The following is a 15,841-nucleotide window of genomic DNA, read 5'->3' on the forward strand; positions in this document are numbered from 1 at the left end:
CGCCTGGGCGCGTCGAGCGCGGGCCGGGTGGGCTCCTCGGCCTCGCGCGACCGGGCGCCGTCCGGCCAGGTCTGCCGGTCGGCGGTGGGCTCGGCCGGTGCCTCCGGCCACGGCGGCGGGGTCGCGGCCGGGGCCGGCTCCGCGGGCCGCGCGGTTCCGGGTCCGGCCGTCGCCGTCGGCTCCGTCGTCCAGTGCCGCAGCGCGCCCGCCTCCATGTCGATCTGGGTGCTCAGCGAGTCCAGGTCGTCGCCCCCGAAGCGCTGGGCGCGGTCGCGCGCGGCCCAGCGCAGGGCGTCGGACGACTTCGTGATCTGCTCGGTGCGCTCGCGCAGCCCGGGCAGCCGCTCGGCGAGGCGCGCCCGGTCCGGCTCGCGCTCCAGGCGCCGCAGCTCGGCGTCCAGCTCGTGGCCGTGCGCGCTGAGCCGGTTGAAGAGGGCCAGGGACTCCTTCAGCGACTCGTCCTCGGCGACGCCCGCCTCCAGCGCGTCCTGGGTGGCCCGCATCGACGTGCGCAGGGAGAGCCGCAGTTGGGCCAGCTGTCCCTGGGGCCCGGGCTGGGCGAAGGTCTTCGCCCTGAGGGTGTGGTCCTCCACGGTGCGGCGGGCCTGTGCGACGGTGCGGTCCACCCCGCGCTTGGCGGCGCCCACCGCCTTCACCGTGGCATACACGCCCAGTGCCACGAACAGCACGAAGATCAGCGCGACGATGGCGACCACGGCTTCCATGAAGGTCCTCTCGGGTGCTGTGTCCAGCTCCGGCCGGCTCTTCCACGGTAAACGGAGAACGCGGGCCGAGGGTTCCTGCGGAACCCCCACCCTGCCCGTAGGGGACTACCCGGAGCCGAGCCGACCCGAGCCGACTGCCCGGGCCGACCGACCCGGGCAGTCACCCACGCCGGCCCGCCCGAACGTCACCGACGTCACCCGACATCGCCCGACGCCACCACCTACGCCGGAACGATGTTCACCAGCTTCGGCGCCCGCACGATTACCTTGCGGATGCCCGCCCCGTCCAGCGCCGCGACCACCTTGTCGTCGGCCAGCGCCACCTTCTCCAGCTCCTCGTCCGAGATCGACGGGGAGACCTCCAGGCGCGCCTTGACCTTGCCCTTGATCTGCACGACGCAGGTCACGGTGTCGTCCACGACGTACGCCGGGTCGGCGACCGGGAAGTCCCGGTGGACGACCGAGTCGGCGTGCCCCAGCCTGCGCCACAGCTCCTCGGCGATGTGCGGGGCCAGCGGCGCGATCAGCAGCACCAGGGACTCGGCGACCGACCGCGGGACCGGACCGCCCACCTTGGTCAGGTGGTTGTTCAGCTCGGTGACCTTGGCGATGGCGGTGTTGAAGCGCAGCCCCTGCAGGTCCTGGCGCACACCGTCGATCGCCTTGTGCAGGGCGCGCAGCGTGTCCGGGTCGATGTCGGCGTCCGCCACGTCGACGACCGTGACGTCGCCGGTGGTCTCGTCGATCACGTTGCGCCACAGCCGCTGCAGCAGCCTGAACTGGCCCACCACCGCGCGCGTGTCCCACGGCCGCGACACGTCCAGGGGGCCCATCGCCATCTCGTACAGGCGCAGGGTGTCCGCCCCGTACTCGGCGCAGATCTCGTCCGGGGTGACCGCGTTCTTCAGGGACTTGCCCATCTTGCCCAGCAGCCGGGAGACCTTCTCGCCCTCGAAGTAGTAGGCGCCGTCGCGCTCCTCCACCTCGGCGGCCGGTACGGCGATGCCCCGGCTGTCGCGGTACACGTAGGCCTGGATCATGCCCTGGTTGTACAGCTTGTGGAACGGCTCGGCCGACGAGATGTGCCCCAGGTCGAACAGCACCTTGGACCAGAAGCGCGCGTACAGCAGGTGCAGCACGGCGTGCTCGGCGCCGCCGACGTACAGGTCGACGCCGCCCAGCGGCTGCCCCTCGCGCGGGCCCATCCAGTACCGCTCGATCTCGGGGTCGACCGGCTTCTCGGAGTTGTGCGGGTCCAGGTAGCGCAGCTCGTACCAGCAGGAACCGGCCCAGTTGGGCATGGTGTTGGTCTCGCGGCGGTAGGTGCGCGTGCCGCGGCCGTCGCCCAGGTCCAGCTCGACGTTCACCCAGTCCTCGTTGCGGGACAGCGGGGTCTCGGGGGAGGTGTTCGCGTCGTCCGGGTCGAAGGTGCGCGGCGAGTAGTCCTCGACCTCCGGCAGCTCCAGGGGCAGCATCGACTCGGGCAGCGGGTGCGCGACGCCGTCCTCGTCGTAGACGATCGGGAAGGGCTCGCCCCAGTAGCGCTGGCGGCTGAACAGCCAGTCGCGCAGCCGGAAGTTGACGGTGCCGTGGCCGACGCCCTCGCGCTCCAGCCACTCGGTGATGCGCGCCTTGGCCTCGGTCACGCCCAGGCCGTCCAGCGTGATGCCCTCGCCCGTGGAGTTGATGATCTTCGCGTCGTACGAGGCGAAGGCGTTCTCCCAGGTCGAGGTGTCCGTGCCGCGGCCGTCGGTCGGCTCGACGACGCACACGATCGGCAGCTCGAAGGCGCGCGCGAACTCGAAGTCGCGCTGGTCGCCCGCCGGGACCGCCATGATCGCGCCGGTGCCGTAGCCCATCAGGACGTAGTCGGCGATGAAGACGGGGACCTGCTCGCCGTTGACCGGGTTGGTGGCGTACGCGCCGATGAAGACGCCGGTCTTGTCCTTGGCCTCGGCCTGCCGCTCGACGTCCGACTTCGAGGCGGCCTGCGCGCGGTAGGCGGCGACGGCCTCGGAGGGGGTGGCGTGGCCGCCCGTCCAGACGTCGTGGGTGCCCTCGGGCCAGGTGGCCGGGGTGAACTTCTCGACCAGCGGGTGCTCGGGGGCCAGCACCATGTAGGTCGCGCCGAACAGGGTGTCCGGGCGGGTGGTGAAGACCGTGATGGCCTCGCCGTCCACGGGGAAGTCGACGCGGGCGCCCTCGGAGCGGCCGATCCAGTTGCGCTGCTGCAGCTTGATGGCCTCGGGCCAGTCCAGCGCGTCCAGGTCGTCCAGCAGGCGGTCGGCGTACGCGGTGATCCGCATGTTCCACTGGCGCAGCTTGGCCTTGAAGACGGGGAAGTTGCCGCGCTCGGAGCGGCCGTCCGCGGTCACCTCCTCGTTCGCCAGGACGGTGCCCAGACCGGGGCACCAGTTGACGGGCGCCTCGGAGGCGTACGCCAGGCGGAAGTCGCCCAGGACGTCGGCGCGCTCGGTGTGGGACAGCTCACTCCAGGGGCGCCCGCCGGGGACCTCGCGCTCGCCGCTCTCGAACAGGGCGACCAGTTCGGCGATCGGGCGGGCCCGGCCGGCTTCGGCGTCGTACCAGGAGTCGAAGATCTGCAGGAAGATCCACTGCGTCCACTTGTGGTACTCCGGGTCGATCGTCGCGAAGGACCGGCGCTTGTCGTGGCCCAGGCCCAGGCGGCGCAGCTGGACCTTCATGTTGGCGATGTTGGCCTCGGTGGACACCCGGGGGTGCGTGCCGGTCTGCACGGCGTACTGCTCGGCGGGCAGGCCGAAGGCGTCGAAACCCAGGGTGTGCAGGACGTTGTGGCCGGTCATGCGCTGGTAGCGGGCGTAGACGTCGGTGGCGATGTAGCCCAGGGGGTGACCGACGTGCAGGCCCGCGCCCGAGGGGTACGGGAACATGTCCATGATGAACTTCTTGGGCCTGGCGACCATCTCGGGGTCGCCCGCCAGGTCACCCTTGGGGTTGGGCGCCGCGTAGGTGTCCTCCGCGTCCCAGACGTCCTGCCAGCGTGCCTCGATCTGCTCGGCCATGGCGGCGGTGTAGCGGTGCGGCGCGACCGCCTCGGAGGCGGCAGCGGTGTTCGTCTCGCTCATGATCCTCAAAGCTCCATCGATCGTCTCTGCCAGCGGCTCGGGAAATGAAAAAACCCCTCGCACAGGAGGGGACGCCGCGCCGATGCCGGTCGCGGTTTTCCGGCGACCGGGTGTGATCAGCGCGGCTCGCTAAGCAGAAGGCGTACAGCACGCATGACGTCAGGGTACCGCAGCGGCCGCGCGGGGCGCGACGCGCTTTCGGCTACGCTCCGGCACTGAGTGCCGCTCCCGCTCGCTCCCGCACCCGGTCGGCGAAATGCCGGACAGAGGTCGAGGGTTACTTCGCGTAAGGGCTCCTAAGGGACATCACAACTCCCTCACCGCCCTTTGATAACAGCGATATAACTCAAACCTCGTACTGATCGGTATGGCTCGACCTAGAGTGCGGCAGCGGGACCGCTTTCCCGAACTGTTCGGAGTTGCCCCCATGAACTCTCGCCGCAACAACAGCTCACCCGCCCGGCCGAACCGCTCGGTCCAGGGCGGCGTGATGGCTGCCGTCTTGCTGCTCATACCCGTCAGCGTCATCGTCGGAGGTGACGCCTTCCGCGACTTCATGAACTTCGGTGCGGGCGTGCTGTCCCTCGTCGCCCTCACCTGCTCGGTGCTGTGGGGACTCGTCGCCACCGACCGGGTCTTCCTCAACACCCGCCAGCGCCTGATCGCCCAGGCCGTGCACCGCACGACCGCGGTCGCCTCGGTCGGCTTCCTGCTGCTGCACGTCTCGGTCAAGCTCTTCCTGGAGCACGTCTCCGCGATCGCGGTCTTCGTCCCCTTCGGCCTGGGCGTCACCGGCACGGGCCAGCTCATCGGGTTCGGCACCCTGGCCGGCCTCCTGATGATCTTCACCGCCCTCACCGGTGCGCTGCGCAGCAGGTTCGCGTCCCCCGCTGAGGTCGCCGCCCGCTGGCGCGCGGTGCACATGCTGGCCTACCCCGCCTGGTGCTCGGCCCTGGTGCACGGCCTCTTCGCGGGCCGCGAGGCGAAGCCGGTCTTCGTGATCCTGTACAGCCTCGCCCTGGTCGCCGTCATGGGCGCGCTGGCCCTGCGGGCGGCCCCCCTGTCGTTCAAGCGGAAGTTCGCCCGGCGCGTCCTGACCCTGCTCGACAACGGCAGCACCAGGCCCTTCCGCGAGGAGCCGCCCGGGCGCCGGGCCGCCGAGGCCCCGCAGGGCGGCAGGAGCGGCGGCCGCCCCGGCTTCCCCGACCAGCCGATCCCCTCGCAGCGCGGGGCGTCCCAGCAGCTGCCCGGCTTCCAGGACGCCGGTGCCTCGTTCACCGACACCGGGTCGCTCACCGACACCGGCGGCTTCGCGGCCGCCTACCGGGCCACGTCCAGCCCGCGCGCGCAGGACCCGCTGGCCGTCGACCCGACCCGGCCCATGCAGGTCCCGATGGACATGCAGCCCACGCAGGCGGTGCCGCGCACCGACGGCGGACCCCGCTGGCCGTCCCCGTCGCCGCCGCTCTACGAGGCCCCGCCGCGCCCGGCCCAGACGCCGAACTACGACACGGGCACCTTCCAGCCCGTGAGCGACACCGGGACCTTCCCGGCCGTCTCGTACGACACCCCTCCCCCGGGCGGCGCCCCGTACGGCGGGAGTGATGTGTACAACACCGGTGAGACGAACGGCCCCTTCGGCACGTACAACACGAACGACACGTACAACAGCGGTCCCGCCACTGAAACGCTGCCCGGTTCCTACGAGGCACCGGGCAACGGCGAACCCTGGAACGCGCCTTCCGGAGGCTTTTAGTGAACGAGGCCCTTCCCGACGTCCCCGAAGTCCGCGTGGTGGGTCTTCCCCAGCTCACCTCCGGTTTCGACCTCGTCGAGAGGCTCGACCTGCCCATGCACCTCAAGGTGCACGGGCCGCTCGAACCCATGGGCGGCGAGCAGCTCGCGCAGCTCTCCGAACGCATCAACCTGAAGGGCCGCGGCGGCGCGGGCTTCCCGTTCCACAAGAAGCTGCGGTCCGTCGCCGAGGCGGCGATCCGCCGGGGCGTACGCCCCGTGGTCGTCGTCAACGGCAGCGAGGACGAGCCCGCCTGCCGCAAGGACACGGTGATGATCAACCGTGCCCCGCACCTGATCCTGGACGGCGCCCTGCTGGTCGCGGAGGCCCTGGGCGCCCGCACCCTGGTCGTCGGTGTGACGCGCGAGTCCACCCAGCGCTCGATGGAGGCGGCGCTCTCCGAGCGCGGGCTGACCAACCGGCGCGGGGCGACCATCCGCGCGCGCGTGCAGCGCAACCCGGTGCGCATGGTGACCGGCGCGGCCGCCTCGCTGGTCCGCTCCATCGACGGCGGCCCGGCGATCCCGCCCGGCCGCAAGACCAGCGCCTCGCAGAACGGCGTCGGCGGCGCCCCCACCCTGCTGTCGAACGCCGAGACCTTCGCCCAGCTGGCGATCGCCGCCCGCATCGGCGCCGAGCGCTACGGCAACACCGGCCTGTACGACGAGCCCGGCACGGTCATGCTCACCGTCTCCGGGGCGGTCGCCCGGCCCATGGTCATCGAGGCCCCGACCGGCGTGCCGCTGCGCTACATCCTGCAGCTGGCCGGCGCCCCGCCGGTCCCGCAGGGCGTGCTGACCGGCGGCTACCACGGCAAGTGGCTGGACTCCGCGACGGTCAACGAGACGATCGTCTCGCGCAACTCCCTGGACGCGGTGGGCGGCGCCCTCGGCGCCGGTGCGATCCTGCCGATCAGCATGAACACCTGCCCGCTGGGCGAGTCGCTGCGCGTGGCCCAGTGGCTGGCCGAGGAGAGCGCCGGCCAGTGCGGCCCCTGCTACCTCGGTCTGCCGGCCGCGGCCCGCGGCATGGAGGACATCCTCAACGGCGGCGGACCGGCCGCCCTCGAAGCGCTCAAGCAGGTCGCCAACGCCGTGAAGCGGCGCGGCGCGTGCTCCCACCCGGACGGCTCCGCGATGTTCCTGGAGTCGACCATCAAGGCGTTCACCGACGACCTGGCCGCGCACGTCCTCGGCAACGGCTGCGGACGGCCCGTGGAGGGCGTCCTGCCGCTCTTCGAGGGCGGCCAGCAGCCCACCGGCATCCCCGGCGGCGGCCAGCCCGAGGAGGAGCAGGGCCCCAGCCGCCAGAAGATCTTCGTGGACTGGACGCTGTGCCGCGGGCACGGCCTGTGCGCGGACATCCTCCCCGAGGTCTTCCAGCTGGGCGGGGACGGCTTCCCGACCGTCGCCCAGGCCCCGGTGCCCCGGTACGCGGAGGCGAAGGCGCTCCGGGCGGTGCGCCGCTGCCCCGCGCTCGCCCTGCGCCTGGAGGAGGACACCCGCGGCGCGGCTCCCCGGCAGAACCTCCCCGCCGTGCGCGAGGGCGGCGGGGGCGGCCGTCGCGCCCTGGGCCGCGGCCGCTGACCCCTGTTCCTGTCCCTGCTCCTGCCCTGGCGATCGACTGATCGGCAGGGCAGGGAACGCATGGAGCAGGGCATACATGAAGAAGCGGGCCACCCTGACCGGGTGGCCCGCTTCTTCATGTGCCGTACGACGAACTTCTCACGGCCAAATCCTGTGGAGCTAAGGAGAATTGAACTCCTGACCTCCTGCATGCCATGCAGGCGCTCTACCAACTGAGCTATAGCCCCTCGCGGTGTTCCACCGGGTTTCCCCGGCGGCGACGCCAACATTACCGGTCCCCCCGGCGCTCCACCAAATCGTTTGCGGTCACCGCCGGCACCGCCGCGTCCGGGCCACGCCCAGGCCGCGTCCGGGCCGTCTCCGCACGGCGCCCGGACCGTACTCAGGCGGTGGCGAACGAGTAGAAGCGCTTCAGCGTGCAGTGCTCGTCGAGGAGCCGGCCGTAGATCGGCTCCCCCTCCAGCTCGCGGTACGTCTCGATCGGGTCGCCTTTTATGATCAGCGCCCGCGCGCATTCCTCGCACCAGTACTGGTAGTCGTGGTTGACCGGCTCCATGTCGCGCACGATGGGCGTACCACTGCCGCACCAATCGCACTTGCGCCTGTGTGCACCCATCGATCAGCTCCAGCTGCGGCCGCAGGCCGTGCACACGTAGGAAACTCCTCCGTCGTCTGCGAACACGCGGGCTCCGAGGGCCTCGGCCCCGGGGAGGCCGCCGGCCTTCCCGGGCATCCTCGCAGGCATCGCCACTCCCTCCCGTCGGGCCGCGCTCCCTTCCGGCCGTTTGATTCTGCCACGGTCGGAGCGGGACGGTCAGCGACGCCTTCGTACCAGTCCGGACACGTCACCGTCCGAAGAGATATACGCCCGCACGGGCCCCAGTGACTCAACCAGGAGCGAAGACGGACAGGAAGAGATCCGCACCGGTCGGGACGACGAAAGATCCCGTCCCCTGACGGGAACGGGATCTTCGAGATGTGGAGCTAAGGAGAATTGAACTCCTGACCTCCTGCATGCCATGCAGGCGCTCTACCAACTGAGCTATAGCCCCTTGTCGTGCCCCGGTCGCTTTCTCGGCGGCGGAACAAGAAGAACTTTAGCCTGCGACCAGCCGGAAAGTGAAATCCGGTGCCGGGGGCACCAGGGCCCACGATCGGGAGGTCCTAGTCGTCGTCGCCCAGCACCGGCTCGGGCAGGGTGCCCGCGTTGTGCTCCAGGAGCCGCCAGCCGCGGGCGCCCTCGCCGAGGACGGACCAGCAGCAGTTGGAGAGGCCGCCGAGGCTTTCCCAGTGCGGGGAGTCCAGGCCGAGGAGGCGGCCGATGGTGGTGCGGATGGTGCCGCCGTGGCTGACGACCACGAGCGTGCCGTCGTCGGGGAGCTTGTCGGCGTGCCGGAGCACCACGGGGGCCGCCCGGTCGGCGACCTCGGTCTCCAGTTCGCCCCCGCCCCGGCGCACGGGCTCGCCGCGCTTCCACGCCGCGTACTCGTCGCCGTGGCGCGCGATGATCTCCTCGTGCGTCAGGCCCTGCCAGACGCCCGCGTAGGTCTCGCGCAGACCCTCCTCGTACGTCACGTCGAGACCGGTGAGCGCGGCCAGCTCGCCCGCGGTGTGCACCGCGCGCTGCAGATCGGACGCGACGATCGCGTCGGGCTTCAGGGACGCGAGCAGCCGGGCGGCGCGGCGGGCCTGGCCCACGCCGGTCTCGGTGAGCGGGACGTCCGTGGTGCCCTGGAAGCGGCGCTCCACGTTCCACAGCGTCTGGCCGTGGCGCCACAGGATGATGCGGCGGCCCCGCCCGGCCTTCTTCCCGGTCCCGGACAGCGGCCTGCCGTCCGGGGCCGGGCGGCCCGCGCCGGCGGTCATCGCAGTTCTCCGCGCAGCTCGGCGGCGTCCTCCGCGTCCTGGAGCTGGGCGTGCTCGGCGGCCTTGCCGCGGGTGGCCTTGGCGTCCTCGGGCAGGTCCAGCTCGGGGCAGTCCTTCCAGAGCCGCTCCAGCGCGTAGAACACGCGCTCCTCGCTGTGCTGGACGTGCACGACGATGTCGACGTAGTCCAGGAGGATCCAGCGGGCGTCGCGGTCGCCCTCGCGGCGGACCGGCTTCGCGCCGAGCTCCTTGTTCAGCCGCTCCTCGATCTCGTCGACGATCGACTTGACCTGGCGGTCGTTGGGCGCGGAGGCGAGCAGGAAGGCGTCCGTGATCGACAGCACGTCGCTGACGTCGTACGCGATGATGTCGTGCGCGAGCTTGTCGGCGGCCGCCTGCGCGGCGGTGTTGATGAGCTCGGTGGAGCGGTCGGTGACGGTCACTACAAGGCTTTCCGTAGACGGTCAGGAAACCCCGAAGGGTCGTACCCCAAGGGTCTCACGGACCGCCGACAGCACCCACGCGACAAGTGGAGCACCCCGCGGGGCCGGCCGGACGGCCCGTCCGGCCACCGCCCGCCCGTCTCGCGTCCGCCCCCTACTCGCTGCTCGGCTGCTCGTCCGGCTCGTAGTCCTGGCCCAGTACGACCGACACGTCGGCGTTCGCGGTGACCTCGCCCTTCGCGACCGTGCTCGTGGGCAGGCCGAGCGTCTTGGCGACCTCCACCGCGTCCTCCTTGCGGGCGGCGTCGGCGTAGGTGATCCGGGACGTCGCCTGGGCGAGCTGGGCCGTACCGCCGTCGACGAAGGTGTAGCCGCCGTTGAGCAGGACGACGCGGGCCTTCTCCGTGGCGTCCTCGTCGGCCGTGGCGTTGCGGATGCCGACCTGGACGGCGTCGCCCTTCTGCGGGCTCTTCGCGGTACCGCCGAGCACGTCCTTGACCACGCTGCCGCTCGCCTCCGCGCTGAGGCGGCCGTCCGCGCCGACCGGCAGCAGCGCCGTCTTGTAGTCGCCCTCCTTGGCGCGGTCCGCGAGCTTGGCGAGGAACGTGCCCAGGTCCTTGTCGGTCAGGGAGGGGTCGAGGATCTGTGCGAGGGTCTGCACGGTGGTCGTCGCGGCCTGCGCGTCGGACGACAGCTTGCGCAGCACGCCCTGCAGGACCTGCCCGAACCGCTGCAGCTGCGCGTTCTGCGACTCCCCGGAGGCGCGGTACGTGGCGTACGCGACGGCCATCTTGCCGCTCAGCGTCTGCGCCTCGCCCTTCCTGACGAGCGGGGCCTCGCCCTTCTTCTTCGCCTCGGGGTCCGGCACGTCCGTGTCGGTGTCGATCTCGATGTTGCCGACCAGCTCGACCAGGTTGTTCAGGTACGGGGTGTCCAGGCGCCAGGTGCCCTCGATGTCCGTCCCCAGTACGGTGTCGAGCCCGTCGCGGGTGCCGGAGGAACCGTCGTCGTCGACCGACTTGGAGAGCGTGGTCGCGGAGCCGTCGTCCTGCGTCAGGGCGAGGGAGTTGGGCAGCAGGACCGTGGTGCCCTGCTCGGTGGTGGTGTTGTCGACGAGCAGGACCGTGGATGTGCCGTCGCCCTTGGTGTTGTGCAGGTGGACGACGATCACGTCGCGCTTCTGGGCACCGGCCGCCGTGGTCGCGCCGGGCTCGGAGTCGGAGGAGCTGCCGGGCAGCATCTGCGCGTACCAGAGGTAGCCGGCCCCGCCGACCACGACCAGCGCGAGGACCACGGCGAGGGCGACGACCCGGCCGCGCGCCCGGCGCTTGGCCTCCTCGCGCCGCTCGGTGCGGTTCTCGGTGAACTTCAGCCAGTCGATGACGTCTTCGGAGTTCTCGGGCTGCTCCTCGACGAACGCGAACTGCTCGGTGCGGTAGTCGGGTTCGCCCTTCGGCCCGTCCGGCGCGGACGGCTGCTCCGGTACGGACGGCTGTTCCGGTACGGGCGCGGACGGCTGCGCGGGGCCCGCCTGCTGCGGGATGTAGGCGGTCTGCTCGGCGACGGGGGCCGCGGGGGCCATGGGGGCCTGTCCGTGGCCGGTGTCGTAGGACCCCGCGGGCGCCTGCTGACCGGTGCCGGTCCCGGTCCCGGTCACGTACGGGTCGTAGCCGTAGCCCTGCCCGTGGTCCTGTCCGTAGCCCTGCGCGTACCCCTGGCCGTGGTCCTGCCCGTACCCCTGTGCGTGCGGCTGTCCCTGGGGCTGTCCCTGGACCTGCCCGCCGTAGGGGTCGTACGCGCCGTACCCGTCCTGTTGCGCGGAGTGCTGCCCCGGCTGCGGCACCTGGCGGTAGACGGGCTGCCCGAACTCGTCGTAGCCGACGAGCTCGTACTGGTCGCCCCCGTAGCCAGCGTCGTATCGGTCGTTCACCGGTGCCCCTCTCGGCTCACTCGCCGCGGTACAGCTCGCGCTTGTCGATGTAGCGCACCACACCGTCCGGCACCAGGTACCAGACCGGATCGCCCTTCGCGACCCGGACCCGGCAGTCCGTGGACGAGATGGCGAGCGCGGGGACCTCGACGAGCGAGACACCGCCCTCGGGCAGACCGCTGTCGGTCAGTATGTGGCCGGGCCGGGTGACCCCGATGAAGTGCGCGAGGGAGAACAGCTCGTCGGCGTCGCGCCAGGTGAGGATCTGGCCGAGCGCGTCGGCGCCGGTGATGAAGAACAGGTCCGTGTCGGGGTTGAGCACCCGCAGGTCGCGCAGCGTGTCCGTGGTGTAGGTCGGGCCGCCGCGGTCGATGTCGATGCGGCTCACGGAGAACTGCGGGTTCTCGGCGGTCGCGATGACCGTCATGAGGTAGCGGTCCTCGGCCGCGGACACCTTGCGGTCGGACTTCTGCCAGGGCTGGCCGGTCGGCACGAACACCACCTCGTCGAGGTGGAACCGCACGGCGACCTCACTGGCGGCGACCAGGTGCCCGTGGTGGATCGGGTCGAACGTCCCGCCCATGACGCCGAGGCGGCGCCGGCCCGGGTTCGACGGGCCGTTCCCGGGGCCCCGCCCCGAACCGTGTGCCGTGGCGCCCGCCGGACCGGTAGGCATGTCCTGCTCTCCCATGCGTGCAGACCCTACCGGCCCGCGCGGCGGGCCCGGTCGCGCGGGCGTCAGCGGTCGCGGTTGAAGCGGGTGGTGATCCACAGCAGCAGCAGGAGGGCGACGAAGGCCCCACCACCGACGACGAGGGGGTTCAGGCTTTCGTGGTTGCCGCCGTGCTCCCCGCCCTCGGCGGCGAGTGTGACCAACTGGGCAGCGGTGCTGTGGAAGCTCATCTTCGGCGGGACCTATCCGATGGAGGGCGGGACAACGACTTGCGCACATCGTAAGCGGGCGTCCCCTCCCGCATCACTTCGACTCCGCCGTTGGGGACTTCGGCGCCGTCGGACCGCAGGATCCGGAACGCACGCGTCCGCCGGCCGGGGCCGCCGGCCGGGAACCTTCGGCGGGGTCTCAGTCGTCCCGCTTGTAGCCGCGCAACAGGAACCAGGCGGCCAGCACGGAGCCGACGACCATCACGATCAGCACGACGCGGAGGAGATTGCCCGCCCCTTGCTGCTGGGCGGTGCTCGCGGCCTCGGTGAACCAGGATCCGGGGACATGCTCCATGACGTGCTGCTCCTTCGCTGTACTGCCCGTCCACGGTATCTCCGCCTACGCTGGACCCCGCCTCGGGGGCACGGAAGGCAACCACACGCATGGGGGACCACATGCCAGAAGACAGCCACGAGAACGTACCGAGCAGGCAGCGCAGGCGCTTCGAGGGGATCTCCTCCCGGGCGTACGAGCACCCCGCGGACCGCTCGGCCCTGGTCGCCCTGCGCAAGCTCAGCGGCTTCGACACGGTCTTCAAGGCCCTCAGCGGCCTGCTCCCGGAGCGCAGCCTGCGGCTGCTGTTCCTGTCGGACTCGGTGCGCGTCTCGGACGTGCAGTTCGCCCACCTGAACGTGATGCTGCGCGACGCCTGCTACATCCTGGACCTGGAGAAGGTCCCGCAGATGTACGTGAAGCAGGACCCCCAGCCGAACGCGATGTGCATCGGCCTGGACGAGCCGATCATCGTCGTCACCACCGGCCTCGTCGAGCTGCTCGACGAGGAGGAGATGCGGGCGGTCGTCGGCCACGAGGTGGGGCACGCGCTCTCCGGCCACGCCGTCTACCGCACGATCCTGCTCTTCCTGACCGGCCTGGCGCTGAAGGTGGCCTGGATCCCGCTGGGCAACCTCGCGATCATGGCGATCGTGACCGCCCTGCGCGAGTGGTTCCGCAAGTCCGAGCTGTCCGCGGACCGGGCGGGTCTGCTGGTCGGCCAGGACCTGCGGGCCTCGATGCGCGGCCTGATGAAGATCGCGGGCGGCAACCACCTGCACGAGATGAACGTGGACGCCTTCCTCGCCCAGGCCGAGGAGTACGAGGCGGGCGGCGACCTGCGCGACTCGGTGCTCAAGATCCTGAACGTGATGCCCCGCTCGCACCCCTTCACCACGGTCCGGGCGGCCGAGCTGAAGAAGTGGGCCGAGTCCCGCGACCACCAGCGGATCATGGACGGCCACTACCCGCGCCGCGACCAGGACGGGGACGCCTCGGTCACGGACTCCTTCCGCCAGTCGGCGGCCAGCTACGCCACCGACGTGAAGAACAGCAAGGACCCGCTGATGAAGCTGGTCAGCGACATCGCGGGCGGTGCGGGCGACCTCGGCGGCCGGGTGCGGCGCGGCTTCGGCGGCTTCGCGAGCGGCGGCGGCAACGGCAGCGGCGGCGGTGCGGGAGGCGGCACCGCGACCAAGGACCAGCCGCGCACCGACCGCCCGGACGACGAGGGCCCCGGCACGGGCGCCTGACCAGGGCCGGGCTACAGCTCAGGCCGGGCTACGGCTCAGGCCGGGCTACGGCTCGGGCTCGGTTGCGGCCCAGGAGCGGGCTACAGCTTGGGCTGGGCGCTGGCCGCCAGCGATCCGCACAGCGCCGTGGCACTGCCCGTGGCGAACGGGTCGGTGCCGGCCGGGCCGCCCGCCCTGGCCGTCTCGCCCGCCAGGAGCGGGCGCAGCCGGCTGGTGGTGTCCTCCGCGCAGGCCAGCGGCCCGGCCTGGACGTAGGAGACGACCAGCTCGGCCTGGTGCATGCGCAGGTCGTCGCGGTCGAACCGGAAGTGCAGCTCGCGCCGCACGGTGAACAGCGAGGCCTCCGCCTTCCCGTCCGCGCCGGTCGGCCGCAGCGCGTAGACGAAGGTGTGGTCGGAGCTGACCTCCAGCGTGTCGGAGTCCGTCTCGGCGGCGGTCAGCGTGCCCTGCACCCGGATCTTGGGGTCGGCCAGCTCGCTGCGCGCGGGGTCGAAGCGGACCAGCCAGCCGGTGGGCGCGTGCCGCCCGTCCGCGGTGGGGTGCTGGAAGCTCTGGTCGAACTGGTCGAGCTGCTGCGGATCGAGGAGTATCCGCACCGGCCGGTTGGCGTCGCCAGTGAGGACGTCGGGGTCGAGCGAGGACTGGACGAGGTAGTCCTTCGCCGTGGTCAGCGCGGTGACGACCTGGCTGTCGGAGAAGTGCGCGGTGCGCCGGGAGGCCGGCAGGGTGATGCCCTCGGCGCCGATGCGGAACTGGTCGGCGGGGCTGTGCGCGTACAGGGCGTCCACGTCGGCCGTGCCGGGCACGGCGCTCTGCGGCGCGAGCGGGATCACGGTCATCCGCAGCGGTTCGGGGTGCTGGGCGGCGGGGGTCTGGTACGGATGGCGGACGCCCATGTAGATCGCCGTGCCGAAGGCCACGGTGATCAGGACGATGAGGACCAGTGCCTGCCGGGACAGCAGGCCGCGGCGCACCGGGGGACGGCGGCGGACGGCCGGGGTGTGGTCGCCGATGCGCTCCTGCGCGGAGAATTCCTGGAGCCGGGCAGCGCGGACGAACGATTCGTCGAAGACGACGGATCGGTACTCCTCCTCGCCGTTGCCGGGAGCGCCCTCTGACGTTCCCTCAGGTGGCTCTCCAGGACCGTCCATACCTTCAGAGTAGGTCTCCCGGACCCCAGGTAAACGCTCGGTCGTACGACAACTTCTGACAGGTTCTCACCGGGTTTGGCCACACGGTCCGGAACCGGCCGCACCGCCGCCGTCAGGGAGTGCGGGGCACCGCGGGGACGGCCGGCTGGGAGTAGTCGGCGGAGGCCGAGGGCCGTACGCCGCCGCCCTGCTCCAGGCCGGTGGAGGCGGGCGGCGGGACCTGGTCCCGGCTGCTCGCGGAGGCCCCCCGGTAGACGGCCGCGAAGGCCAGCGCGACCATGCCGACGCCCATCACGAGGGCGAGCATCCAGGCCACCGGACGATGCCAGCGGGCCTGCTTCCCGTACGTCCCGGAGTGGTCGTAGCCGTCGTGCAGGACGTCCCGGTCGTCCAGGTCGTCGAGGTCCGGGTCATGGCCGAAACCGCCCCGGCCGCCGGGGCCGAAACCGTACTCGTCGTACTCGTCGTCGCCGTGCACACCCCGGGGGTGTCCCCCGCGGGCTTCGGCCTCGGAGGCCTCCGCTCTGGCCTGCGCGGCGGCCAGGAGGCGCTCGACGGCGGTCGGCTCGTGGACCGCGGCCGCCTTGACGAAGTCCTCGTCGAAGACCACGGAGGCGAACTCTTCGTCCGCACCCCCGCGGTCGCGGTCGTCGTCGGGCTCCCAGCCGTCCGGGAACGGCGTGCCCCCCACGTCCTCCGGCACGGATCCAGAGTAGACCGGGGTGGTCGATTTGGGCAGACCGTACGGAAACTCTCCCGCCCGGCGAGA

14 protein-coding genes and 2 tRNA genes are annotated in these 15,841 nt (G+C 71.6%); 3 read left to right on the top strand and 13 right to left on the bottom strand.

Annotated features, from left to right (window positions below; all coding sequences use genetic code 11):
- Both FGF04_RS40215 and leuS read right to left on the bottom strand, forming a co-directional pair.
- Nucleotides 1-725: hypothetical protein (locus tag FGF04_RS40215; protein WP_188114220.1), on the bottom strand; the 725-nt coding region annotated here is incomplete at its 3' end.
- A 221-nt stretch (nt 726-946) separates the two neighbouring features.
- A complete protein-coding gene (leuS, locus tag FGF04_RS25745; protein WP_149513619.1) occupies nt 947-3,832 on the bottom strand; it encodes a leucine--tRNA ligase in 2,886 nt (961 codons plus the stop codon).
- Nucleotides 3,833-4,259: 427 nt separating this feature from the next.
- Here leuS and FGF04_RS25755 point away from each other — a divergent pair, with 427 nt between their 5' ends.
- Both FGF04_RS25755 and FGF04_RS25760 read left to right on the top strand, forming a co-directional pair.
- Nucleotides 4,260-5,588 (top strand): ferric reductase-like transmembrane domain-containing protein, encoded by a 1,329-nt coding sequence (locus FGF04_RS25755; protein ID WP_188114221.1) that lies wholly within the window; start codon nt 4,260-4,262, stop codon nt 5,586-5,588.
- Complete coding sequence (locus FGF04_RS25760) at nt 5,588-7,213, top strand: NADH-quinone oxidoreductase subunit NuoF family protein (protein ID WP_149513620.1); 1,626 nt, start codon at nt 5,588-5,590, stop codon at nt 7,211-7,213. The genes FGF04_RS25755 and FGF04_RS25760 overlap by 1 nt, the downstream gene beginning before the upstream one ends.
- A gap of 154 nt (nt 7,214-7,367) precedes the next feature.
- On the opposite strand, the gene FGF04_RS25765 is transcribed toward FGF04_RS25760, so the two are convergent.
- The 9 genes from FGF04_RS25765 to FGF04_RS40225 form a co-directional block, all read right to left on the bottom strand.
- A tRNA-Ala gene (locus FGF04_RS25765) sits at nt 7,368-7,440 on the bottom strand.
- Between the two features lie 155 nt (nt 7,441-7,595).
- Nucleotides 7,596-7,829 (bottom strand): hypothetical protein, encoded by a 234-nt coding sequence (locus FGF04_RS25770; protein ID WP_010986886.1) that lies wholly within the window; start codon nt 7,827-7,829, stop codon nt 7,596-7,598.
- A 363-nt stretch (nt 7,830-8,192) separates the two neighbouring features.
- Nucleotides 8,193-8,265, bottom strand: a tRNA-Ala gene (locus FGF04_RS25775).
- Nucleotides 8,266-8,377: 112 nt separating this feature from the next.
- Complete coding sequence (locus FGF04_RS25780; RefSeq protein WP_188114222.1) at nt 8,378-9,079, bottom strand: histidine phosphatase family protein; 702 nt, start codon at nt 9,077-9,079, stop codon at nt 8,378-8,380.
- Entirely contained in the window at nt 9,076-9,522 is a 447-nt protein-coding gene (gene rsfS / locus FGF04_RS25785; RefSeq protein WP_149513621.1) for a ribosome silencing factor, read from the bottom strand. The genes FGF04_RS25780 and rsfS overlap by 4 nt, the downstream gene beginning before the upstream one ends.
- A gap of 154 nt (nt 9,523-9,676) precedes the next feature.
- Nucleotides 9,677-11,452, bottom strand: a complete 1,776-nt coding sequence (locus FGF04_RS25790) for an LCP family protein (protein WP_149513622.1) — start codon at nt 11,450-11,452, stop codon at nt 9,677-9,679.
- A 16-nt stretch (nt 11,453-11,468) separates the two neighbouring features.
- On the bottom strand, nt 11,469-12,143 hold the full coding sequence (gene nadD / locus FGF04_RS25795; RefSeq protein ID WP_149513623.1) for a nicotinate-nucleotide adenylyltransferase: 675 nt from the start codon (nt 12,141-12,143) through the stop codon (nt 11,469-11,471).
- 47 nt (nt 12,144-12,190) lie between these two features.
- Nucleotides 12,191-12,355 carry a hypothetical protein gene (locus FGF04_RS40220; protein ID WP_188114223.1) on the bottom strand — a complete coding sequence of 55 codons (165 nt, stop codon included), beginning with the start codon at nt 12,353-12,355 and terminating at the stop codon, nt 12,191-12,193.
- 178 nt (nt 12,356-12,533) lie between these two features.
- Nucleotides 12,534-12,689, bottom strand: a complete 156-nt coding sequence (locus FGF04_RS40225) for a hypothetical protein (RefSeq protein WP_188114224.1) — start codon at nt 12,687-12,689, stop codon at nt 12,534-12,536.
- A 101-nt stretch (nt 12,690-12,790) separates the two neighbouring features.
- Between FGF04_RS40225 and FGF04_RS25800 the strand changes: the two genes are divergently transcribed.
- Nucleotides 12,791-13,921 (top strand): M48 family metallopeptidase, encoded by a 1,131-nt coding sequence (locus tag FGF04_RS25800; RefSeq protein ID WP_149513624.1) that lies wholly within the window; start codon nt 12,791-12,793, stop codon nt 13,919-13,921.
- A gap of 80 nt (nt 13,922-14,001) precedes the next feature.
- On the opposite strand, the gene FGF04_RS25805 is transcribed toward FGF04_RS25800, so the two are convergent.
- Nucleotides 14,002-15,072 carry an SCO2583 family membrane protein gene (locus tag FGF04_RS25805; RefSeq protein WP_149513625.1) on the bottom strand — a complete coding sequence of 357 codons (1,071 nt, stop codon included), beginning with the start codon at nt 15,070-15,072 and terminating at the stop codon, nt 14,002-14,004.
- 112 nt (nt 15,073-15,184) lie between these two features.
- On the bottom strand, nt 15,185-15,775 hold the full coding sequence (locus tag FGF04_RS25810) for an SCO2584 family spore wall biosynthesis protein (protein WP_188114226.1): 591 nt from the start codon (nt 15,773-15,775) through the stop codon (nt 15,185-15,187).
- Nucleotides 15,776-15,841: the final 66 nt, after the last annotated feature.

The sequence above is a fragment of the Streptomyces apricus genome (genome assembly GCF_008369065.1).
GTDB lineage: Bacteria > Actinomycetota > Actinomycetes > Streptomycetales > Streptomycetaceae > Streptomyces > Streptomyces apricus.

Coding starts and splice junctions, on each gene's coding strand:
- leuS (WP_149513619.1), bottom strand. CDS start 3,832: ATGAGCGAGACGAACACCGCTGCCGCCTCCGAGGCGGTCGCGCCGCAC.
- FGF04_RS25755 (WP_188114221.1), top strand. CDS start 4,260: ATGAACTCTCGCCGCAACAACAGCTCACCCGCCCGGCCGAACCGCTCG.
- FGF04_RS25770 (WP_010986886.1), bottom strand. CDS start 7,829: ATGGGTGCACACAGGCGCAAGTGCGATTGGTGCGGCAGTGGTACGCCC.
- FGF04_RS25780 (WP_188114222.1), bottom strand. CDS start 9,079: ATGACCGCCGGCGCGGGCCGCCCGGCCCCGGACGGCAGGCCGCTGTCC.
- nadD (WP_149513623.1), bottom strand. CDS start 12,143: ATGGGAGAGCAGGACATGCCTACCGGTCCGGCGGGCGCCACGGCACAC.
- FGF04_RS40220 (WP_188114223.1), bottom strand. CDS start 12,355: ATGAGCTTCCACAGCACCGCTGCCCAGTTGGTCACACTCGCCGCCGAG.
- FGF04_RS40225 (WP_188114224.1), bottom strand. CDS start 12,689: ATGGAGCATGTCCCCGGATCCTGGTTCACCGAGGCCGCGAGCACCGCC.
- FGF04_RS25800 (WP_149513624.1), top strand. CDS start 12,791: ATGCCAGAAGACAGCCACGAGAACGTACCGAGCAGGCAGCGCAGGCGC.
- FGF04_RS25805 (WP_149513625.1), bottom strand. CDS start 15,072: ATGGACGGTCCTGGAGAGCCACCTGAGGGAACGTCAGAGGGCGCTCCC.